At 39.2% G+C, this 21670-nt stretch carries 20 protein-coding genes and 1 pseudogene; 2 read left to right on the forward strand and 19 right to left on the reverse strand.

Going from position 1 to position 21670, the window contains the following annotated elements; translation table 11 throughout:
- The 15 genes and pseudogenes from KQI94_RS10450 to KQI94_RS10520 all read right to left on the reverse strand — a co-directional run.
- Positions 1-386, reverse strand: a pseudogene (locus tag KQI94_RS10450) (SelA-like pyridoxal phosphate-dependent enzyme); the annotation flags it as partial.
- Between the two features lie 8 nt (positions 387-394).
- Entirely contained in the window at positions 395-1246 is an 852-nt protein-coding gene (locus tag KQI94_RS10455; RefSeq protein ID WP_002359140.1) for a PTS system mannose/fructose/sorbose family transporter subunit IID, read from the reverse strand.
- Positions 1246-1995: a PTS sugar transporter subunit IIC gene (locus KQI94_RS10460; RefSeq protein ID WP_002355079.1), complete on the reverse strand. Its 750-nt coding sequence runs from the start codon at positions 1993-1995 to the stop codon at positions 1246-1248. The genes KQI94_RS10455 and KQI94_RS10460 overlap by 1 nt, the downstream gene beginning before the upstream one ends.
- Positions 1996-2018: 23 nt before the next feature.
- Positions 2019-2513: a PTS sugar transporter subunit IIB gene (locus tag KQI94_RS10465; protein ID WP_002368351.1), complete on the reverse strand. Its 495-nt coding sequence runs from the start codon at positions 2511-2513 to the stop codon at positions 2019-2021.
- A 19-nt stretch (positions 2514-2532) separates the two neighbouring features.
- Positions 2533-2934, reverse strand: a complete 402-nt coding sequence (locus tag KQI94_RS10470; RefSeq protein ID WP_002365282.1) for a PTS fructose transporter subunit IIA — start codon at positions 2932-2934, stop codon at positions 2533-2535.
- A gap of 71 nt (positions 2935-3005) precedes the next feature.
- Positions 3006-5819 carry a sigma 54-interacting transcriptional regulator gene (locus KQI94_RS10475; RefSeq protein ID WP_002368352.1) on the reverse strand — a complete coding sequence of 938 codons (2814 nt, stop codon included), beginning with the start codon at positions 5817-5819 and terminating at the stop codon, positions 3006-3008.
- Positions 5820-5941: 122 nt separating this feature from the next.
- Entirely contained in the window at positions 5942-6469 is a 528-nt protein-coding gene (locus tag KQI94_RS10480; RefSeq protein ID WP_002368353.1) for a histidine phosphatase family protein, read from the reverse strand.
- 65 nt (positions 6470-6534) lie between these two features.
- A complete protein-coding gene (locus tag KQI94_RS10485) occupies positions 6535-7983 on the reverse strand; it encodes an amidase (RefSeq protein ID WP_002368355.1) in 1449 nt (482 codons plus the stop codon).
- A gap of 96 nt (positions 7984-8079) precedes the next feature.
- Complete coding sequence (locus tag KQI94_RS10490; RefSeq protein ID WP_002368356.1) at positions 8080-8745, reverse strand: helix-turn-helix domain-containing protein; 666 nt, start codon at positions 8743-8745, stop codon at positions 8080-8082.
- Positions 8746-9125: 380 nt separating this feature from the next.
- Complete coding sequence (locus KQI94_RS10495) at positions 9126-10334, reverse strand: ABC transporter permease (RefSeq protein WP_002359134.1); 1209 nt, start codon at positions 10332-10334, stop codon at positions 9126-9128.
- A complete protein-coding gene (locus KQI94_RS10500; protein ID WP_002365285.1) occupies positions 10331-11005 on the reverse strand; it encodes an ABC transporter ATP-binding protein in 675 nt (224 codons plus the stop codon). Before KQI94_RS10500 ends, KQI94_RS10495 begins: the two co-directional genes overlap by 4 nt.
- Entirely contained in the window at positions 10998-12164 is a 1167-nt protein-coding gene (locus KQI94_RS10505; RefSeq protein WP_216454399.1) for an HlyD family efflux transporter periplasmic adaptor subunit, read from the reverse strand. Before KQI94_RS10505 ends, KQI94_RS10500 begins: the two co-directional genes overlap by 8 nt.
- Positions 12165-12335: 171 nt before the next feature.
- Positions 12336-12635 carry a rhodanese-like domain-containing protein gene (locus KQI94_RS10510; RefSeq protein ID WP_002355066.1) on the reverse strand — a complete coding sequence of 100 codons (300 nt, stop codon included), beginning with the start codon at positions 12633-12635 and terminating at the stop codon, positions 12336-12338.
- Positions 12628-14277 carry an FAD-dependent oxidoreductase gene (locus KQI94_RS10515; protein ID WP_002368360.1) on the reverse strand — a complete coding sequence of 550 codons (1650 nt, stop codon included), beginning with the start codon at positions 14275-14277 and terminating at the stop codon, positions 12628-12630. Before KQI94_RS10515 ends, KQI94_RS10510 begins: the two co-directional genes overlap by 8 nt.
- Positions 14278-14592 carry a rhodanese-like domain-containing protein gene (locus tag KQI94_RS10520; RefSeq protein ID WP_002365287.1) on the reverse strand — a complete coding sequence of 105 codons (315 nt, stop codon included), beginning with the start codon at positions 14590-14592 and terminating at the stop codon, positions 14278-14280. It lies immediately after the preceding gene.
- A gap of 168 nt (positions 14593-14760) precedes the next feature.
- Here KQI94_RS10520 and KQI94_RS10525 point away from each other — a divergent pair, with 168 nt between their 5' ends.
- Positions 14761-15021 (forward strand): metal-sensitive transcriptional regulator, encoded by a 261-nt coding sequence (locus tag KQI94_RS10525; RefSeq protein WP_002355063.1) that lies wholly within the window; start codon positions 14761-14763, stop codon positions 15019-15021.
- A 45-nt stretch (positions 15022-15066) separates the two neighbouring features.
- Here the strand turns inward: KQI94_RS10525 and KQI94_RS10530 are convergent, their stop codons facing one another.
- Together KQI94_RS10530 and KQI94_RS10535 are read right to left on the reverse strand one after the other, a co-directional pair.
- Positions 15067-16326 carry an MFS transporter gene (locus KQI94_RS10530; protein ID WP_002368361.1) on the reverse strand — a complete coding sequence of 420 codons (1260 nt, stop codon included), beginning with the start codon at positions 16324-16326 and terminating at the stop codon, positions 15067-15069.
- A gap of 98 nt (positions 16327-16424) precedes the next feature.
- Complete coding sequence (locus KQI94_RS10535) at positions 16425-17633, reverse strand: alanine--glyoxylate aminotransferase family protein (protein ID WP_002355061.1); 1209 nt, start codon at positions 17631-17633, stop codon at positions 16425-16427.
- 172 nt (positions 17634-17805) lie between these two features.
- Here KQI94_RS10535 and KQI94_RS10540 point away from each other — a divergent pair, with 172 nt between their 5' ends.
- On the forward strand, positions 17806-19434 hold the full coding sequence (locus KQI94_RS10540; protein ID WP_002368362.1) for a PucR family transcriptional regulator: 1629 nt from the start codon (positions 17806-17808) through the stop codon (positions 19432-19434).
- Between the two features lie 117 nt (positions 19435-19551).
- Here the strand turns inward: KQI94_RS10540 and allE are convergent, their stop codons facing one another.
- Together allE and allC are read right to left on the reverse strand one after the other, a co-directional pair.
- Complete coding sequence (gene allE, locus KQI94_RS10545) at positions 19552-20337, reverse strand: (S)-ureidoglycine aminohydrolase (RefSeq protein WP_002384779.1); 786 nt, start codon at positions 20335-20337, stop codon at positions 19552-19554.
- Between the two features lie 21 nt (positions 20338-20358).
- The gene (gene allC, locus KQI94_RS10550) at positions 20359-21582 is read right to left on the reverse strand and encodes an allantoate deiminase (RefSeq protein ID WP_002383320.1); all 1224 of its coding nucleotides are present in this window, start codon (positions 21580-21582) and stop codon (positions 20359-20361) included.
- Between the last annotated feature and the right edge of the window lie 88 nt (positions 21583-21670).

Consider the following 21670-nt stretch of genomic DNA (forward strand, 5'->3'; position numbering starts at 1 on the left):
TGGCCGCCGCCTTGCGCTACCATGACTTCTACAGGCGTGCCGTAGTCCACGTTGTGCCCTTTAGGTAAAACAATCTCCCGCTGTTCAATTTTTTCTGTATAGGGATGATACGCGTGGTACAAGCTGCCTTTTCCAATCAGGGCAGCCACCGATTGGGCAATCCCCGCCGAAGCCGAGGAAACGATTTGGGCATCTTCTACCTTCAACAAGTTGGCTAAAAAGGCCCCTGTTTGCAGACTAAGTTCACTCATTTCAAAGAAATGTTCACCACCGAATCGTTGAGCCGCGAGGACTGCCTCCGAAACTTTGGAGACACCTAGAATGGTCATTTTGCCAGAAGCATTAATGACTTCTTTTAAGTAAAATTTTTCGTAACTATTCATTATTTTCTCCTTTATAACAAACCAAAGAATGAAGTGACCAAACTAACTAAGACTATCGTGCCGATAATGATACCGTAACGTGGGCCTTTTTTTACCATGAAAAAATAAATAGCCATGACTGCTGCTAAAGGAAGTAAGCCTTTCATAATTTGATCTAGGATATCTTGTAAAACAATTGTGGCACCGCCAGTAACTTTAAACGTCATCGGGCTAGCAATTTTAACATAACTCGCACTTAAAGCGCCCATCATCATCATTCCTAAAACATTCGCTGAATAAATGACTTGCTTAATTTTGCCGTCTTTTAACAAACTTAAGATTGAATTACGCCCTAATGTATAGGACTTATTCACTAACGTCCAACTGATGTATAATGTAATGGCTGTGTACAGAACCAACGGACCGATACTTCCAATCACGTTACCTCCTTTAGCCATTGGAATAAAAATGGAAATGATTAACGGCATTAATGCTGCCCAAATAATCGAATCGCCAATCCCAGCCAGTGGACCCATCAGCCCAGTTTTAATCGATGTGATCGCCGTATCAGAGATCGCTGCGCCATTGGATTTTTCTTCCTCCATAGCAATTGCAATCCCTTGAATGGAAGCCCCTACTGTTCCTTCAGTATTAAAAAAATTCAAATGACGTTTCAGAGCTTCTCTTTGTTGTTCTTCATCGTCTGCGTAAAGTTTTTTAATTGCAGGAATCATCGATGCACAAAAAACTAAACTTTGAAGACGTTCATAAGAATTTGATAATTCACAGCCTAGTTGATAAATCCAAAAGGCTTTGGATAATTCTTTTTTAGTAATTTTTTTCTGTTCCAATTGTTGTTCATTTGCTTGTGTCATTTGTTCCATTATGCTGCCTCCTCACTCAATGCCTTGTTTCTAACTAAAAAGGCAATACAGATTCCTAAAATAGCGACGGCCATAACTTCTGCGCCAAAATATACTACTGCAACAAAACCGATTAAAAAATAAGGAATCAAATTTTTCTTGCCAATTACCATAATTGTTAAGGCGAAGCCTAACGCTGGTAAAATACCACCCATTACTTCAAAGCCATGCATCAACCATGCTGGGATAACTTCTAAGACTTTATTCACCACAGATTGACCAAAAAAGTTCGCCGCAAAAACTAACGGAAAGCGAATTAAAAATCCCGCTAAAGCTGGATAAACAAACGCAGCTCGGTAAATCCCCCCATAATTTAACTCTTCCGCATATTTATCAGCCATATGCACCCACGTCGCATTGATGGTGCGCCGTAATTGATCCATAAAGACGCCTAACACACCAAAAGGAACAGCTAGTGCAACGGCAGCTTCGGCATTCATTCCCACACCTAAAGCAATCGGAATCGCGATTGCTGAAGCTAAAGCCGGATCACTAGGCACATTGCCGCCCGGTGTGGAGGTGACTCCGAGATAAACAAGTTGAATCCCCGCCCCCACAACCATTGCTTCACTAAGTTTTCCTGTTGCTAAACCAGCCACCAACGCTGCACCTAATGGCTGAGACAGCATGCCTGAAAATGTGTACCCAAAACGCAAACGTGCAAACCAATAATAAAGTCCCATAATAATTGAAACACCTAAAACGCCCATATGATTCTCTCCTTTTTCTCTGATTATAGTGATTGATATTTTTCAATTAATTTTTGAATTGGTAGCGGATTTTCTTCGGGAATCGCTTGGAAGAAAACATGAATGCCCTTCGTTAAAAGTTCAGTCAAAATTGCAACATCTTCTTCAGATAAATTGATATTTTTTAAAACATTTTTCCGATTTGGTCCGCCACCTAAGCCACCAACTTGAATCTCCTCTTTAATAATTTCTTGGTCCACCATCGCTTTTAAGGTCGTTAAATCTGGCACTAAAAATAACACCTTTTTCTCTTCCTTTTCTTGCGATTCCCAATATTCTTTGGCATTTTCAATCCCTTTAATTACTACAGAAACCCCTGGAGGCGCCGCCATTAAATAAATACTTTGTAAAAATTCATCTTGCTCTAGTTCATCACTCACTACCAAAATTTCATTTGCACCTGATTGTTGTAACCATTTAGTCACTACTTGTCCATGGATTAAACGGCTATCGACTCTTGTTAATACGATTTTTGACATTCTGTTCACCTGTACTTTCTTATTTTGGAATTTCTAAAATTTGACAACTGTCTACTGCTGCTTGTTGAATCATTTCTGCGTCTTGTAAACGAAACCCAGGACCACTTTGTTTCATGACGGATTCTAATAATAACGATGTGCATAATCCGGACACAATCAGGAGGTCATAATCTTTTGATAAACGTAATGCAACGTTACTAGGTGTGCCGCCTTTAACATCTGTTAAAATTAGCAACTGGTTGTGCCACGTTAATTGGTCAATTTTTTCTGTGACTCGTTCTAAATAATCCCCCAGTGAATCCTCTGCTTGTAATGCTACTTCATGTACATTTGTGACTTCTCCTACAATCATCTGGACGCTTTTGACTAATTCCAAGCCCCAACCATTGTGTGTTAAAAGTAAAATTGGTTCATTTTCCATAAACAAACTCCTTTGCTAATTAATCATTTTATTAAAAGCAATAAGTGTGCCAACTTTCATTTCCGTTTGAATTAAGCCTTTTCAAAGAGCAATTCATAAATATAGCGCACTTCCAAAGGTGGAATCAACAGATTATAGGACACTTCAAGCGGTCGAAACGCCATTTTTATGACAGATACAGCTTCTGGCAACTCTCGATATGACACTTCATAAGCTGTCGGGTCATATTCTGGATTCAACAATTGCCGTTCTAACATACAAGCACAATGAATGATAAAACGAAGTAAAACCTTTTCGTCACTTTTTATTTTAGTTTGCAAGCAAATGTCTGAATAAATCTTAGCTAATTCGATTGAAATGGTTGTCGGATTCAAAACCGTTAGTAAGTCTGTAATAGCTTCGATTGATAATCCTTGAATATATTTAGCTGAAACTTTCTTTAGTAACTCTTGGTTTTGTTTTTCTTCTAAATGATGGCCTAATAATTCGAAAACTAGCTGAATGCCCCGCTTCGATAGTAAATCTTGTAAAGAAATAAACGGAATATCTGGCACTTCTGTCTTTACGGTGCCAATGATGCCAACGATTTTCTCTTCTTTCCGAACAAAAGAATGCAAGCGATCAATGTCTTCCACTTCTCTTTTCTCTAAAGTAATGATGCGTACATTCGTTAGTAATTCATTAGGAAAAGTTTTTAGTAACAACTGTTCAATTTTAATAGCAGTCCCCATGCCAGTTAGACAGGAAATAATGAGAACTTTTGCCTCGTTGAAGCGACCTTTACTGCAAATCAAAGCGCGATGATTTTTTTCTTTTAAGACTGGTAATAGATACTCAAACGCCGTCGATTCATAAATGACTTCTCGGGCCACTTCTAGCAATGTTAAGAGATTGATATTGCTAATTAGCAGCACTTCCATTTGAAACGTTTGACTGATAGCATTACCAAAGTAAACCAGGGAACCGATGTCCACCATTAAAATAATTTTTTTATACTGATTTTGCTTTACAATTGCACGGACTTTTTCTAATGTTTCTTCCACGGATTGATTAATCGGCATATCAACTGCACGCATGACCGTTGTTGAAAACAAAAGGTTGGTGTACTCAACCATACTGCTGGCCGTCGCGGTACCATGAGCAACGACGATAACGCCACAGTTTTCTTCGACTGAGTGCGCTCTTTTTTTAGCTGTGACTTTACGAATAAATAGATCAAAAAAGAGAATTTCCGTATCAGCAAAAGAAATCCCAAACAATGTTTGTAGAAAGTCCACCATGGTCTTAGCAGCTTGATACTGGGTTACTTTGCCAGAATAGATATTTTTGGTATCTGAATAAAATGTTTCATTCATTTGTGCAGAATAAAAAACAGCAGAATAAAGGTGGACAATTAAAATATTCTGGAAATCCTCTGTCAATTTTTCTTGGATTAATTGTTCAAAAAAGACAATGGCTTCTTGAATTTTTGGCTGCAATGTTTCGTCAATGGCCTCTATGGCTAGCGGTTCTTGAGCAAAAATATCCATATCATAAAGTTGCTCGACTTTGTTTTGCATGATTGCTAGCGCATCCTCTGTCGAAAGAGTTAATTTCTTCAAATCTGCATATTCTTTCAATAGAAAATTATAAAAACGATCATTTTTCAGACTTTCTGATTTAAGTAACTCTTGACTGCTTAAATAAAAATGGTTGTATTGAATCGTGAGGCCATCGTTAGGTATCCACTCATTAAAAGCCAGCAGACTTTCTACATCAGGTTGCTCTTTGACTGTCCCCTCGTTTGCTTCAATGCAAATAGTTTCCGTTAATTGGTCGAACACTTCTAAATAGGCTTGTGCGCTCATAAATTGAATCGCCGCTTTCAATTCACCAACGTTGGCTTCAAAATGAGTAAACGTTAATTGTTTCAACGCCTCATAACGAATGTGGATATTCTTTTGAATCCGTTGACTTTCTTCTAAGAAAAAGGACAAAATCAATTGAATTTTTTCTTTCAAAGAGCGCTCGGCTAAAGCTGGAATGGCTAATGTCACAGGGATCCTTCTTAAAAACGTTTTCAAAAAATGTTGATTGACTGCTTCGGTTGTTGCAAAAATAAATTTTATCGATACATTTCTTTGTTTTTCGGCTTCGCCCATCCGTGTAAAATACCCTTTATCCAAAACTGTAAACAATTTTTCTTGGCCTTCGCTCGTTAATCGATGGACTTCATCTAAAAATAAAAAACCGCCATCTGCCAACTCCACTAAGCCTTTTTGGTCATTGACGGCACCAGTGAAACTGCCTTTTTTATAGCCAAACAGATGCGAAGTTAATAATTCTGGATTGTTGAAATATTCTGCACAATTAAAATAAATAAACGGGACTTCTTGGTTCATTTTAACTTGATAAAATTGGTGTAATTGTTCTGCAATTAAGGTTTTGCCCACCCCAGATTCTCCAGTAAGTAAAATATTCAAGCCATTAGGCGGATATAAAATAGCGGCTTTCAACTTCTTGATGGCGTCTGCTAAGCTCCCATCAAAACCAATTACGTTCGCAAATGGATTCATTTTCAGTAGTTGCTTTTTCTTATGTATCTGTTCTGTCTGTTGATAAATGTCCTCTTGCAGCGAAGCGAGGGAATCGTAGCACGTGCTACTTTTAAAAAAAGGAAACTGTTCCTCTAAGTAGTCTTTATCAAAAAATAACACTGGTCTAGATTTAACTTTAACGACTTGGTCTTTTCTCACTAATTCTGAAAGCTCTTCACTAACAGCGGTTCGGGTATATCCAGAGGTCTGACTTAATTGCGAAGCCGTTGCGGGCAACAAGGTTTCTTTGCTACTTGGATTTTGTACGTGAAACTGTTTTAACGCTTGATGAATATTATCAATTCTCATAGTCTTTTCCCCATTTCTTTTTTGATCCAAAAGTTAATTTATTATACATTAAAACGGAAGCGGTTTCTTATCTACCATAAAAAAAAATCAAGTCTTTAACCAAAAGATTAAAGACTTGATTTTTATTCTCCGTATTGTACAAGTTGTGTATTTTCACAATGAAAGTCCAAGAAATCTTGGATTTTTTTACCATTGAAGTAGTTATCAATGACTCGCATGACCGCATTGTGGCAAACAAATAGGTAAGTTTCCTCTGAAGCCAAGACTTCCTCAATCAAGGGATAAATTCGACCCGCGACATCTAGGACTGATTCCCCTTCTGGAAACGGCAAGGAAATCTCAGAACGATTTTCTTGGAAAGCCGTTGTTTCAATCGGTTCACCATCATAAATACCAAAATTCATCTCAATTAAACGAGGTTCTGTTTCAATCGTCAATTGATTTCGTTCCGCAATTTTACGTGCTGTTTCTTGCGCCCGTTTTAAAGGCGACGCCAGTAAACGGTCGATTTGAATTCCTTGTTTGGCAATTTTTTCAGCTACCAATTCCGCTTGTTGATAGCCTTTTTCGGTCAATTGCGCTTCCGCATGACCACAAATTCTACGGGCCACATTATAATCTGTTTCACCATGTCTCACTACGTACAGCATTTTTCCACCTCAGTTTTTTGTCTTGTGTCTATTTTATCTGAAATTTGGTCACAATAACACCCTATTTAGCGGTAACTTTCTGGTAATTTAAATTTTCCTTCTTGCTCAAATTGTTCGCCTACTTGGAATAAGAGATCTTCACGTCCACGAGCAGCCAGCAATTGAATACCTAAGGGTAACCCCGTTGCCGTAACATGTGTGGGCAAGCTGATGGCTGGTTGTCCTGTCAAGTTCGCTAGTTGAGTATATGGTGTTAGCTGTAAACTTTTATCAAAATAATCATAGATTAATTCAGCTAATTCTGCTTCTGTTAATTCTGCTGCTTGCGCCATTCGTTGACGAATGTGCTCACTTTGCAAATCTTCGTTAATTTTTGGTGCTGAAAAAGCCGTTGTTGGTGATAAAAACAGATCAAATTTTTGAAAAAGTTCTTCCATCGTTACTGCTGCTTGATCCCACAACTGTAATGAATGAACATAGGTGGCTGCTGGAATCTTTTGGCCGAATTGATGCATGGTCCATGAAAAAGGTTCGATTTCTTCTTTACGAATTGGGCGCCCGAGCCCCTGTTGAATGCTATTCATCATCGCTGTAGTTTCTGCGCCGTTCATTTGATAATAGGAGCGAATCAGCGCTGCACCATCGACTGGATAAGGAATCTCAATGATTTCATGGCCAGCGGCTGCCAGAAAATCAGCCGCTTGTTTCGCCGCTTGTGTTGCTTCTGGCGAAATCATTGAGCCGGTAGGCGAAGCGGTACACAGAGCAATTTTTAGCCGTTGTTTTTTAGGGTGTGTTTGCCATTCTGCCAAGGGCGCTTGGTAGGGGGCGCCACTGTGGCTACCACGTAGGCCATAAAATAATGCTTTGGTGTCTCTCATAGAAATAGTCAACGCAAAGTCAATCGAGGCACCTTGCCAGCCCCGCCAGCCTTCTGGGCCGACAGGCATGGAGCCACGGCTAGGTTTTAAGCCAATTAAGCCACTAAAAGAGGCGGGAATTCGGATGGAGCCACCGCCATCACTAGCGCCGGCGATAGGAACAATCCCGCTAGCGACAACTGCGGCAGCGCCGCCACTGGAACCGCCTGGCGAATGTTCCAGGTTCCAAGGATTGCGGGCTGACCCGTAAAGCGCAGGGTCCGTAATATTTTTAAAGCCAAACTCTGGAGCGTTGGTTTGTCCTAAAGGCATCAAACCAATCGTTTCTGCTTGTTTGACAAAGTTAGAGGTCGTTGTTGCAGTACTATTTTTAAAAAGTTGCGAGCCGGCCGTTGCCGACCACCCCGCTTTTTCTTGGCCTAACATTTTCAAAGGAAATGGCAAACCAGCAAATAGTGTGTCCTGCTGTTTATTTTTTTGGTAAGTTGCTTCTGCTTCTTGGCTGTCAAAGGTTACAAAGCCATTGATCTTTGGATTTAACTTTTGGACTTTTTTCTCAATATCCTTTAAGAGTTCTGTGTGACTTACTTTCTGTTCTTTTAATTGTTGTACCCAATATAGTCCGTCTTTCATACAGACCCACCTCCTATACTATTCAGTATTAGTATAGCATGGTTTTTAAAGGGCATCCTGTGATGGTGATTTTCATTCGTCAAGTGCTTCTCTATTTTAAGTAAATAATTCGCCAATGTAAGGAAGCAACTGCGGATGCAGTTTGTAGCCTTTATACCGTGTATTTTGGATACCTTGTTTTTTAAAGCCCCCTACTTGAATTTTTTTATTTAATTTTGTCAGCTGTTTGGTCATTTTTTTTCGATTATTGGCTGTTTCTTCTGTGTCATATATTAATTTACAAAGGCGTTCCATTGGTAAGTGTTCTTTTGGCGTACTATACAAGACAGCCAGTAGTGTACGTTCTGCGGCTGTTAGCTTTATCCCCTCTACATCTAACTTTTCATCTTCTCGTTGGATGGGTTTATTTAATTCTGCCAAAAGGAGATTTTCTCTTAATGTATCCAAAGTCGCATCCAATCGTAACCAATTGAGAATGCCATATTGATAGCTAATGCTCAATTCTTCCGAGGTAGGAATGTCTTCCGAGCGAAGAAACAACGGCGTTTTAACTCTGGCTAATTCCTTTAGATATAAATATTGTTCTTTGCGAGGAATCGTTTCGCTGAGAATGATTGCATCAAATTTTCGATAAAACAAATGACTTTCCTTAATTTCACCAATCAAACACGTCGTACAAAAAACTTGGTGATCTAAATGCTGTAAGCGGTTTTGAAAAGCAGTTTCTGATAAAATATTTTTTGTGATGACCATTATTTTCATTCTTGATTCCTCCTTAATTCTTTTTTAGTTCAAAATTTTCTCAATTTTCGTGTTTTGTTTTGATATATTTAGTATACTGGAATTTTTTCGAATTAAAATTTAGAAATTTACAAGCAAATCAGTCATTAACAGTCATTCCTATAATCCCCGATTTATAAAGGATTTCCAATAGTCTTATTTAAAAAATGTTTGTTATTTAATCCTCAACGTGCTATTTTTTTAATTTTTTCTTTTTTTATTTAGCTGACAAACGTCAAAAGGTTGGTAGCTAATACCAACCTTTTGACGTTTGTTAGCTATTTTCTCTTGAAATCTTTGGATTTTTTTCTACTTTCACTAAAAAAAACAGCCAAAAGTGGCTGTTTCTTTGCTGTTTATATTTATTTCATAATATCGATCAAGTCTTTTTTCGAAGCTGCCGAGGCAGGGAAATAGCTAAATACAACCCCGATAAAGACAGAAATCCCAATGGCTAATGAAACGGTCATTAAATCTGGTCGAACAGAAAACGGTAGTGCCATTGAGGCTAAGTAGGCAATAATCATTCCTAAAAGATAACCAGTAATTCCGCCGATTAAGGTCAAGGCAATCCCTTCTGTTAAGAATTGCTTTTTAATATCACTGGCTGTCCCGCCCAATGCACGTCGGATACCAATTTCCTTAATCCGTTCTGAGACCGAAATGTACATCATATTCATAACGCCGACCCCAGCAATTACCAGTGAAATAGCCGCAATTGCGGAAATAAACAAGGTTAAATTATTTAATAAAGAGCCCATTTCTTTGATGGTATCTTTAACATTATATTCTTGATACGTCCCACTGTTTTTCATGGTTCCTTGTTGAGAGAGAGTTTTTATTGTTTCTTTCAATACTTGATCTGGTTGGTAGCCAGGTGCCACTGTTAGCTTCAACGTAGATGTATCTTTTAGCTTGCCGAAATAATGTTCATAGGTCTTTTTGGGAAAATAAAGCAATGAGTCATCATTACCTGGACCAATGGCACCGCTGGTATTGGTTGTCACGCCAACAATGGTAAAAAGTTGCTCTTTATATGGAAAAGTTCGATTAACTGCTGCAGTTGGGTCTTGGTAGAGTTCTTTGGCAACCAGTTCATCAACCACCACTGTTTTATCCAGTTTTGCATTGTCTCCATCATTCAGTTGGCGTCCCGCCAACAATTCTTTGGTGGTTTTGTCGGCAAGTTCATAGGTTACAGAAAGATTTTTCGGTCCTGCTTGAAAATTCAGTGTACCTTTTTGAGCGCCATCAACTTCTCTTTGATCAAAATCAATTTTTTCTACGCCAGGAACCATGCGCACGACCCCTAAATCATTATCGGTAAACATCGCTTGGTCACTAAACATATCCGAAGTGTTGTAGGCCGAAAAAGAAATCTTTTTCACATTTTCTTTTTGTTTTTCAGCGGATAATTTATCGACCATGTCTTCTTTAAAGCCGTTACCGATAGCCACGATGGTAATCACCGAAGCGATCCCGATGACAATCCCTAGCATCGTTAACAAGCTGCGTCGCTTATTTTTCAAAATGGAACGGAAGGCGGTTTTCCAAATAATTGAACGTTTCATGTCAGCACCTCCTCTAAAATCTTTCCATCACGAACTTTAATCAAACGATTGCAGTATTCAATTGTTTCTTCATCATGTGTCACTAAAATAATGGTGACACCTTCATTGTTTAATTGCTGAAAGAGCGTTAAAATTTCTTCCGATGTTTTACTATCTAAAGCCCCAGTTGGTTCATCTGCAATAATAAAACTTGGCCGATTGACAATCGCACGCGCAATGGCCACACGTTGTTGTTGTCCGCCCGAAAGTTGTTTTGGATGCTTCTTGCCTTTATCTGGCAAGCCGACTTTTGTCAGAACTTCGTGGACACGATCTTTGGCTTCTTTTGGGGTTAACCCACTATATAAAAGAGGCAATTCAATGTTTTCTTCAACTGTTAGTGTTTCAATTAAACTAAAATTCTGAAAGACAAAGCCGACTGCTTCATTTCTAATTCGGGATAGTTCCTTATCAGAGAAGTCGCCAATTTCACGATCTTCAAATAAATACGTTCCTTCAAACTTTTTATCAATAAAGCCTAGCAAATTAATCAAAGTCGATTTCCCAGAACCAGAAGGACCCATAATCGCTAAAAATTCTCCAGCGTCTACTTGGAGGTTAATATCATCTAACACATGCAGTGTTTCTTCTTCGGAATAATAATATTTATGAATATGGGCTAGCTTAATCATTGGCAGCTACCTGAACATCTTGATTATCTTTTAATTCTTTATTGGGATTGGCAATCACTTGGTCTTTCCAGTTCAAGCCACTTTTGACAACTTTACGACCTAAATTTGTTTCTGTTTCAATCGGTGTTTTTTTCGCTTTGCCCGCTTTGTAAACATAGACAGATTCTTTTTCGCCTTCTTTTTGGATTGCTGCTGTCGGTATAATCATTTGCTTTTGCGGCACAGCGATGCTAGTAGACAAGCCTTCTGCCCAAGGAAAATCACCTTCTACTGTAAATTGATAACTCACTACTGGATTGCCTTCATTTTTAGCTATTGGGGTTTGCGCAATGGAAACAATTTTGCCTGGTGCTGATTTACCTGAACCAACGGTCGTCACTGTTACTTCTTCCCCTGTCTGTAATTTATCGTAATCATATTCGGTTACTTTTCCTTGAATATTTTTCTTTTGTGTTGCAATTTTAATGACTGGTTTGTCGGTACTACTCATGGCACTAGCATCAACAGTGACTTGGCCATCAATTGGTGCTGTAACGACTGTGTTGACTTTGCCACGTGTTTGTTCAAGCGTGTTTGCTGCTCCGACGGCATCACTGTTGGCTAATTGAAGGGCTTGGTTAGCTTGGGCGACTTCACTATTCGCAGCACTAACGGCTTCATTCAATTGCTGAATTTCCGCATTTAGTGTTTCTTTCTCTTCAGCCTCTTTTGCGGTGTTTAATTTTTGCTTGGCTGCAGCAACTTTGTTTAAGGCTTCATTGTATTTTTGAGTGGCTAAGTTAACGTTCTCTTGTGCTTGTTGGACTTGAAGATTGTTTCGATTAACAGCATTCGCTTGTTCTGTTTCTGTGGCTTGGATGTCTGCGTTATTGTACGTTAACAATGGACTATCTTTCTTGACTTCTTTACCATTTTCAACATTTATTTCGGCAATTTTTCCTAAAGAAGGATCAAAGAAAATATCCCGAGTATCTAGAAAACTCACTTGACCATCTAATTTTAATGAGGCCATTTCTGTAATGGTATACGTTGTGTATTCAGGTTCAACTTCTTTTGAAGAAAAAACTGTTTTTGCTCCGATAAATCCGACGACGACCACTGCGGCACCAATACCGAACCACACTTTTTTATTTCGCTTCTTCTGGCCTGACTTTTTCATTTATTTGTTCCTCCTTGATTTCTGTTGACGAGTTTGTCATTTTATTTAGTATATAATGAATAAAAAAACTGGTCCCTTCATCTTCCTATCATTCCTCTTACAGTTTTGACACATCTTTATTTAACAAAAAAACGTTTATCCTGTGTAAAAGGATAAACGTTTTTTGTTATTTTATTGTTCTAATTGACCCAACCAGCCAGATGTACCACCTAGAACATTGGTTACTTGATACCCTTGTTGACTGAGAAACGCACACGCTTGTGCGGAGCGCGATCCCATTTGACAAATCAGATAATAGGGTTGGTTTTTATCTAATTGCTGATAATTTTCGGTTAAAGTACTTAAAGGTAAGTTGATGGCCTGAGGGACATGCCCCAGTTGGTATTCCATTTCTTCTCGTACATCAATAATCGGTAATTTTTTTCGTTTTGCTTCCTGATAAAATTCAGGCATGCCAATCGTGTTATACATTTTCTAGTTCCTCCGGTTTTACCATTCGATATAGCGCAAAAGCACCATCTAAATTTTTGGCTGAGATGCCTGCTTGTTTTAGCATCCGTTCTGCAATATAACTACGCAAACCGCTGTGACAACTAACAATGTACTCCGTTGACTTGTCTAATTCCTCCAAACGCTCTCTTAACTCATTTAAAGGAATAGAGACAGCATTTTTAAATTGACCATTGGCTCGTTCGGCGGGATTACGGACATCTAATAAAACAGCTCCATTAGCTAATTCGTTGGATAACTCATACCATTGAACGTTTTCACTCAATCCTTCTACAAGGTTCATCGCTGCATAGCCTAACATGTTCACAGGATCTTTCGCTGAACCAAACGGCGGCGCATAGGTAAACTCTAATTCAGGCAAATCAAAAATAGTTAACTGTCCTTTAATAGCGGTCGCAAGAATATCAATCCGCTTATCTACGCCCTTTGCCCCAATTCCTTGTGCGCCATAAATTTCCCCTGTCGTAGGATGGAAAACTAATTTTAACTGAAGATCTGTTGCGCCAGGATAATACCCCGCATGGTCTTTTCCACTGATATGCACAACAGCTGTTGTTAGTCCAGCAGCTTTAGCAGCCCGTTCGCTTAAACCAGTTGAAGCAGCGGTTAAATCAAAGACTCGCACAATGGCGGTCCCAATGCTTCCTTGATTTTTTCTATCTAACCCAGCAATCACATCCGCTACTTGACGTCCTTGGCGATTGGCAGGAGAAGCTAAAGAAATCAGCGCATCTTCTTGAGTGATTTGTTGTTTCACTACAATAGCATCCCCAACCGCATAAATATCGGGTTGATTCGTTTGATAGTGTTCATCAACAACAATACCGCCACGTAAACCAGTTGCTACACCTGCTTCAACTGCTAAGGTATTTTCTGGTTGGACCCCCACCGACAAAATGGTTAAATCAGAAGCTAATGTTTGACCGTCTTCTAAGCGAATCACTTGCCCTTCTTCTTCAAAAGCAACCGCAGATTGTCCCGTAATTACTTGAACATTGTTTTTACTTAATTCAGCTTTGACAAAAGCGGCCATTTCTTCGTCTAATGGCGGTAAAACATGAGGCGCTTTTTCCACGAGAGTGACTTCTAATCCGCGTTTTTGCAAGTTTTCTGCCATTTCCAAGCCAATGAAGCCTGCGCCAATCACGACGGCTCGTTTTGTTTCTGGTGTCAAGGCTGTCATAATTTGATCTAAATCAGGAACATTTCTTAATGAAAAAACACTTTTGGCTTCTGCCAATCCTGTAATTGGTGGCACAAAAGGTTTCGCCCCTGGTGATAAAATTAATTTGTCATAGTGTTCTGTTAAAATTTCTGTTTCATGTTTCACTGTGATCACTTTTTCTATTGGATCAATAGCCACCACTTCATGGTGAGGACGAACATCTAAATTAAACCGTGCCTTTAACGCTTCGGGTGTTTGAACAAGCAGTTGCTCTCTTTCTGCGATTTCGCCAGAAACGTAGTAAGGCAAACCACAGTTTGCAAATGAAACAAAAGGGCCTTTTTCCATGACAACAATTTCAGCATCTTCCATTAAACGACGTAAGCGTGTCGCTGCTGACATACCACCAGCCACGCCTCCGATAATTACAATTTTCATTTATTTTCCTCCTTTAATTTGACCAGACCATTGGGACATCCCGCCACGAACGTTAATCACGTGATAGTTTTTTCTCGCTAAAATTTTGGCCGCATTTTTGCTGCGCATGCCGGACTGGCAAATCACATAGACTTCGTTAGCGGATTTGTTGTAGGCGGGAATTTTGTTAAGTGGGACATTAATCGCTTGTGGAATATGCCCTGCGCGGTATTCGCTAGGTGTCCGGACATCTAATAACGTTATCTCTTTAGATAAACGTGACTGCAATTCTTTTGTTGAAATACTTGGCGTTTTTTTAAACAATTGAAATAACATTTTGTTCTCCTTCTCTTATATACCTTATGGGGTATATTTAACATGAAAAAGTTAGACTTGTCAACTGAAGAGCTTTCTGCCATTTTTAGATTCAAAGAAAAGATAGTTGACAAAAATACCTCGTGTAGGTATATTTTAAACCAATCACTACTCTTAAGGAGGGGCAAAATGACTGAAGAAAAAAAGAAAGTGCTGAATCGTTTACGCCGCACAGAAGGTCAAATTCGCGGGATTCAAAAAATGATTGATGAAGAAAAAGAATGTATCGATGTTATCACTCAGTTGAGTGCGGTCCGTTCTAGTATTGATCGCGTAATGGGGATGATTGTTGCGGAAAATTTAAAGCATTGCTTTGAAAATCCTGAAAAAGATCCTAAAGAACAAGAAGAGCGATTAGCACAAGCAATCAATATGATTGTCAAAAAGTAAAACAACGCAAACTTATTCAGCGAAAGATAAGTTTGCGTTGTTTTTTTATTTATTAGACGAATCTGCCCCGCGTTTTTTTAAATTGACAAGCATAAAAAGAATCGTGCCAATTAGTAAAATCACGACGGCGATATAAAAGCCCATGACTTTCGAACCCGTTGTGTCAGAAATTTTTCCAGTCAAAGCTGGGGCGATCACAGATGACATCATGCCGAAAAAGTTAAAAACGCCCAAAGTAGTGCCAATTCCAATTTTTGGTGCATTTTCACCTAGCCAAGAAATAATAATCGGTTCTACAGCTAATTTTCCTAAGAACCCATACATAATTAAAGCAATTAATAACAACGTTGCATTACTTACTTGTACAGTTAACAAGAGCATAGCTGTTGCTAAAAATTCTAAAACAACGATGAATTGAACTTTTTTATGCATGTACTTATCCGCCAACCGACTAAAAAATAACGCTCCTGGAATAGAGGCAAATGCGACCAGCGAAGAGGACAATCCAATTGCCGCTCCTTGGAAACCGCGTTCGGTACTTAAAAAATTAGGTAACCAAGTCACAATCATATAATATGCATAACAAGTGCCAAAATATAAAATATACGCAAATAGCATATGTGGCGCAAACAGTTTTTTAAAGGGCACTTTTTCTTTTACCGCTCCGTTATCTTTTTCATCAACAACGGTTGGCTGAATCAAGGCCATGTCTTCTTTATGATTGCGAATAATCACTTGAAAAGCCACTAACATACAAATAATCATAAAGGCGGAAATGTACATCATCACTTGCCAAGGTAATCCTTTTTGGGCAACTAAATAACTAGATAAAATCATTCCTAAACCTGAACCAACGGCTGAACCACTGTTGACAATAGCTGTTGCAAAACTTTTTTTGGCTTGAGGAATGTTTTGCGACGTCAACGAGTAAGCCGAGCCATAGAAAGAACCACATCCTAAGCCTGCCAATAAGCTACCTAAGTAAATTGTTCCAATCGTTTGGGCTTGGGCAATCAGTAATGCTGCCAGCGCAAACAAGATAAATCCTGGAATTAATACACGTTTTTTCCCAATTTTGTCTACCAAGAAGCCTGCAGGAATCTGCATGACTACGTAACCGAGAAAATAAAAGCTAGAAATGGACCCTAGGGCCGTATCGGAAGCGTTACCATTTAGAGACGCGCGAATTTGTGGATAAACAGGAGAAAGCGCGGAACGATAAATCCAGATTGTTACCCAACCCATACATAGTAAAATAACGATTTTTTTCCAATAAGCCAACGAACTTTTTGTCTTGTCTGTCATTTTCTTTTCCTCCACCAATCATTTTTTTGGTTAACGTTTCACAAGGAACAAAAGCACTACGCTTTTTTTACGTAGTGACCTTTGTCCTACCTTCTTTTTTAGTTTAAATACTCAGCCAATGCATGAGTACTACCGCTACCGCCTTCAAATTGATAGCCTTGGTGTTTCAATACAGTCTCAAAGGCACTTAAAAAATGCAACACATTGTCTTCGCGACTGCTGTAACCCATATTACCGACCCGCCAAATTTTTCCTTTTAAATCACCGAAGGAAGAGGCAATTTCAACTTTAAAATGATCCAGTAATAAGCTTCGCACCTTTTCACCATCAATTCCTTCTGGAATGACCACAGGAATGACTGTTGGTGTTTTTGTGTCTAACTTCCCGAAAATTTCTAAGCCCATTTTTTGTAGACTTTCAACTAAAATACGATCGTTTTTCCGATGGCGTGCGTAGACATTTTCCATGCCTTCTTGAAGTAACAAGCGCAGCCCTTCATGTAGCCCATAAATCATTGTAGTCGCTTCTGTATGGTGATTTAAGCGCTCTGGTCCCCAATATTTTTCTAATTGCGATAAATCCAAGTAGTTACTTTGAATGAACCGTTCATTCCGCGCATCCGCGCCAAGCCCTAACTCTTTTTGGTAACGGCCCGCCAGATAGTCGGCCACACGTTGGTTGTAAGTAATCAAAGAAAGTCCTGAAGGTACACTGACACATTTTTGAGTGCCTGCTACCGCAATATCAATCTTCCAATCATCGACCTTTGTTTCGACACCGCCGTAAGTCGCCACCATATCTACTACGAAGAAAATTTCATTTTCCCGACAAAAGGCGCCAATTTGATCCAGTGGTTGCATTTGTGCATTCGCCGTTTCGCCGTGGACCATCGCAACAATTTTTGGTTGATGTTCTTTAATCGCTTCAATCACCGTTGTTTGTTCAAACGGTGCGAGCCAGTCCTTTTCTAAATAAATGACTTCGGCACGGGCGCGTTCGCAAATTTCACCTAATAAATAAGCAAACCGGCCATACGCAGGCACAAGCACTTTGTCGCCTGGCTCAATCAATGCAAATAACCCCGCTTCTAAGCCTGAACGTGACGTGCCATCAATGGCAAAGGCTTGTTGATTCTTTGTGGCAAAAGGTACTTTAATCATTTCCCGAACTTCGTCCATAATCTGTAGAAATTCTGGATCAAATTGCCCTAAAATTGGTTGACCCATTTGACGAAGTACCGATGGATGGGCTTCGACTGGTCCCGGCGTCATGATTGTTCGCCGTACAAAATTTGGTTGTTGATACATAGTAATCCCTCACTTCATTTTTAATTCTTCTCTTTTATTATCTTTGGAAAAACTCAGAAATTCATTGTTCAATTTGCACTATTTTGACTTTGTTTTTTAGACATATTCAATAACTATCTTTTGTACTCCTTTTTATTCTTCGCTATACTATAAAAAAAAGGAGGTTGTTGTGATGAAAATATTAGCTGAGGTCTTGGCTTTACCAAGATTTTCTGACTTACAATTATTATCGTCTCACTCAAACTTAACACAGCCCTTGGAAAGTGTAGAAATCACGGAAACACCTGATGTGGCTGATTTTATCCCTAAAAATGTCATGATTTTAACAACGGCAATGATTTATAAAGATGATCAAGAAAAATTGAAACCTTTTATTGACTCGCTAAAACAAGCAGAATGTACGGCTTTAGGAATCAAAGTTGGGCGGTTCCTTGACGAAATTTCACCAGAAATTGTTGCCTATGCCAGTGCCGTTGATTTGCCCCTGATTAAAATTCCTAGCACACAGCCACTAGGCGGCGGGTTGTTGCATGAAATTGTAGGCTATCTTCGTGATAGCAAAACCGAACAGATGTCTGTAGCATTTGACATCCAAAAGCGTTTTTCAACATTATTAATGCAAGATGTTGATGCTACGCGTTTCATCGCTGAATTTGCGAAAATTTTAAATGCGCCAATTATTTTATTAAGTCCTTGGCAACAGGTGATTGCCCACTCGAATTATTTTTATGGCAATCAAAAATCGGCGGAGTTTTTCATCGAACAATTATCAAAAGACCACTTTCAACAATTGGCACAAGAAAAGAAAATCTTTCGTTTACAGGATGAGCGACAAGAAAACATTCAAGTAGCTGGCTTTCCAATTCGTGTGAACGATTATTTTCCCTATTATTTATTGGTCTTATCTCCTGAACAGATTCCTTATCCTATTTCTGAATTTGCCATTGATCAGGCCATTTTAGTTTTGACTTTTATGTTATTTAAAAACCAGAAAATTGCTGAATCTTTTGAGCATCTCAAAACAGACTTTTTGGACCGCTTGCTTGATACACATCAAGAAGCGCTGAGTAAACATCAAAATTGGTTGGAACTTTGGAAAAATTATCGTTTAATAAACAGTGATTATTATCAATTAGCGATTGTCTACGGCGTGACTAAACCAGAAAATGAAACCCATATTCGTTATCAGCAAGCGGAAGGGCAACTAATTTTCCAATGGCTCAAAGAACAATTGCCGGAAATCCTGCCAGATGTCGCCTTGTTTAAATTAAAAAATCAAAATAAAAGTATCTTGATTTTTCAATCTAAGAAAAATGACCATTTGATGATTTTGCAAAACCTCGCTGAACGTTTGCAACAGGCTTTGCCTATTACCATTCGCTTTGCTTTAGGCAATGCTTATGAAAACCTAGAAGATTTGCCTAATTCTTATATTGAAGCTTCCTCGACATTAGAGGCTTCTTTACACGCTCAAAAACCAGCGACTGTGCAATTGTTCCATCCCAAAGGCCTAGCTGGACTTTTTGAAAAGATTGGCACTGAAGATGTTGAATACTTTTGCCAGCAACAATTGAAAGAGTTGGCCTATCCGACGGAACCGACGTTACAAGAATTACGAAAAACCTTGAAAGTTTTTTTAGATTTCAATTGCGAAATTACTAAAACGGCCAACGCTCTTTACCTTCACAGAAACACCATTAAATATCGCATGAATCAATGTGAAAAATTATTAGGCACCTCTATTCAAGAGCCTGAGACGAGTTTACTCTTACGGGTAGCGCTGGAACTTTCAGGAAAATAATTAACAGGAAAATAGCCGAATAAAAGTAACGTCTACCAAGAAAAAGGACTCTACCGTTCACCACTGCGTGTTCAAATCCTATTGTTCCGAGGTCATTACTTTACATTCGGCTTTTCTTTATAATTCTGGTTCACGATTGGCATCTTTGGAATAAACGTACATTAGCGGTTCTTCACGGCCAACCGCATAGGCTGCTTGTGGCACATAGGCACTCATGAAAATATAGTCCCCTTTTTCCACTGGATACCATTCATTGTCCAAATTGTACATCCCTTGGCCACTAATTAAATACGCACCATGCTCTTGGACATGCGTTTCAATGTAGGCATGACTAGCGCCTGGTTCAAAAGATAAGATATGCATATTCATATCAAAGTCAAACTCTTTCGGTAATAAACTCCAAAGTAACACGTCTGTCATTCCTTCATATTCTTCTGGTTGTTGGTCATGAATTGACCCAACCACTTTATAAGGTTGATGGCCTGCCAACGGCTGATAGCGTTTTTTATATAAGAAAACTTCTGTGTCCGCTTCCTGTGCGTTCGCTAAATACATTTTCATTTCAGGCGTAAAGTAGGCGTAGCCCCCGGCTTCAAGTTCATGAGTTTCTTGACCATCTGAAACGCGCAAACGACCGTCAATGACATAAACCAACGTTTGAATCCCGTCGCCACCAAAACCAGTTGTTTGTTGACCATTTTTATGAAACGTAGCAATGTAATCCACAAATGTCGCACCTAATTTAGGCGATCCCAAAATGGAAATATCGACATTTTCAAAACCAGGTACTGCATTTTGCACCAAACCATCATGGGGAATAATGGCGTAATTGTCTTTTTTTATCACAGCTCTTGATGTTAACAATTCTTTTTGGTAACCAACTCGATTATTTTTATAACCCATCACAATTCTTCCTTTTCTATCTTATTTATACGCTAATTCATATAAGGTATCTGCTAAAAGCTTGACGCCTTCAACCAAATCTGGAAATGCCGTTGCTTCTGCTGGATTATGACTAATCCCACCAATACTTGGCACAAATATCATCGCTGTCGGGTAATGGGGCGCAATAATTTGCGAATCATGCCCAGCACCACTATGCATCATACGATACTGATACTTGCCTTCTTTGGCTTTTTGTTCAATAACTTCTACAATTGCTTGATTCATCGGTACAGGGGCTTCATCCATCCAGCGGTCAATCGCAATCGTTAAGCCTAATTCTTGAGCAATTGTCTTCATCCGTTCTTCTAATTCACCGGTAAAATGTCGTAAAAAAGCAGCGTCGGTATGACGGCAGTCAATTGTAAATTCCACTTCTCCAGGCACCACGTTGACTGTATTGGGTTTCGGAATGACTTTACCGAATGTTAAAACTAACGGATCCCCAATTTCATTCGCACGATCAATGGCTTCTGCACAAATTTTAGCAAAACCGTACACCGCATCATGACGGTAACTCATTGGCGTAGTGCCTGCATGATTGGCTTGCCCTTTTAAGTTAACCGTGTAGCGACGTTGCCCTACAATACTATGAACAACACCGACTTGGAGCTTTTCGTTCTCTAAAATATTGCCTTGTTCAATATGAATTTCGACAAATGCTTCAATGTCCTCACGTCTAGTTTGCTCCTGCCGAAAATCAAAGCCTTGGCGATGCATCTCATCAACAAACTTTTTGCCTTCGTTGTCAGAGATGTCGACTACTTCTTCACGTTTGGCTTCACCAACGACATTTTTGCTTCCCCAGAAAACCGTTGGAAAACGACTCCCTTCTTCTTCAGCCATGGAAAGCACTTCTAGAGAACGCCGTGGTTTCCCATATTTGTCTAATAAATATTGAACAGCCGTCATGGAAGCAATAACACCATATTGACCATCTAAGGTCCCACCATTAACTACTGTGTCGATATGTGACCCAGTTAAAATCGTTTCCTGAGGAAATTCCGTTCCTGCCACTCGACAAAACAGATTCCCGACTTCGTCAAATTGCGTTTCCAGTCCAAACGCCTCAGTTTGGCTTTGCACATACTTTTGTGCTGCCAACCACGAATCTGTATAAAGTAAGCGTGTCATCCCTCCTGCAGGATCACTCCCAATTGCTGACAACTCTTCGATTCTTTGTTTTAAAACTTTTTCCAAATCCATCACAAAACCTCCTGACTGATTACACTCTGATTGTAAACGTTTCCCTAGTTATCTTCATTGTACTTATCAAACAAAATTAAGCCTTTTT

The organism is Enterococcus sp. S183_ASV_20 (genome assembly GCF_018919685.1).
GTDB lineage: Bacteria > Bacillota > Bacilli > Lactobacillales > Enterococcaceae > Enterococcus > Enterococcus faecalis.

Bases quoted from the DNA above. Each gene is read 5' to 3' on its own strand.
- KQI94_RS10510 (WP_002355066.1), bottom strand. From the start codon at position 12,635: ATGTATAACACGATTGGCATGCCTGAATTTTATCAGGAAGCAAAACGA.
- KQI94_RS10500 (WP_002365285.1), bottom strand. From the start codon at position 11,005: ATGATTAAGCTAGCCCATATTCATAAATATTATTATTCCGAAGAAGAA.
- KQI94_RS10485 (WP_002368355.1), bottom strand. From the start codon at position 7,983: ATGAAAGACGGACTATATTGGGTACAACAATTAAAAGAACAGAAAGTA.
- KQI94_RS10460 (WP_002355079.1), bottom strand. From the start codon at position 1,995: ATGGGCGTTTTAGGTGTTTCAATTATTATGGGACTTTATTATTGGTTT.
- KQI94_RS10540 (WP_002368362.1), top strand. From the start codon at position 17,806: ATGAAAATATTAGCTGAGGTCTTGGCTTTACCAAGATTTTCTGACTTA.
- allC (WP_002383320.1), bottom strand. From the start codon at position 21,582: ATGGATTTGGAAAAAGTTTTAAAACAAAGAATCGAAGAGTTGTCAGCA.
- KQI94_RS10505 (WP_216454399.1), bottom strand. From the start codon at position 12,164: ATGAAAAAGTCAGGCCAGAAGAAGCGAAATAAAAAAGTGTGGTTCGGT.
- KQI94_RS10530 (WP_002368361.1), bottom strand. From the start codon at position 16,326: ATGACAGACAAGACAAAAAGTTCGTTGGCTTATTGGAAAAAAATCGTT.
- KQI94_RS10475 (WP_002368352.1), bottom strand. From the start codon at position 5,819: ATGAGAATTGATAATATTCATCAAGCGTTAAAACAGTTTCACGTACAA.
- KQI94_RS10455 (WP_002359140.1), bottom strand. From the start codon at position 1,246: ATGGAACAAATGACACAAGCAAATGAACAACAATTGGAACAGAAAAAA.
- allE (WP_002384779.1), bottom strand. From the start codon at position 20,337: ATGGGTTATAAAAATAATCGAGTTGGTTACCAAAAAGAATTGTTAACA.
- KQI94_RS10520 (WP_002365287.1), bottom strand. From the start codon at position 14,592: ATGTTATTTCAATTGTTTAAAAAAACGCCAAGTATTTCAACAAAAGAA.
- KQI94_RS10515 (WP_002368360.1), bottom strand. From the start codon at position 14,277: ATGAAAATTGTAATTATCGGAGGCGTGGCTGGTGGTATGTCAGCAGCG.
- KQI94_RS10535 (WP_002355061.1), bottom strand. From the start codon at position 17,633: ATGTATCAACAACCAAATTTTGTACGGCGAACAATCATGACGCCGGGA.
- KQI94_RS10490 (WP_002368356.1), bottom strand. From the start codon at position 8,745: ATGAAAATAATGGTCATCACAAAAAATATTTTATCAGAAACTGCTTTT.
- KQI94_RS10470 (WP_002365282.1), bottom strand. From the start codon at position 2,934: ATGGAAAATGAACCAATTTTACTTTTAACACACAATGGTTGGGGCTTG.
- KQI94_RS10525 (WP_002355063.1), top strand. From the start codon at position 14,761: ATGACTGAAGAAAAAAAGAAAGTGCTGAATCGTTTACGCCGCACAGAA.
- KQI94_RS10480 (WP_002368353.1), bottom strand. From the start codon at position 6,469: ATGCTGTACGTAGTGAGACATGGTGAAACAGATTATAATGTGGCCCGT.
- KQI94_RS10465 (WP_002368351.1), bottom strand. From the start codon at position 2,513: ATGTCAAAAATCGTATTAACAAGAGTCGATAGCCGTTTAATCCATGGA.
- KQI94_RS10495 (WP_002359134.1), bottom strand. From the start codon at position 10,334: ATGAAACGTTCAATTATTTGGAAAACCGCCTTCCGTTCCATTTTGAAA.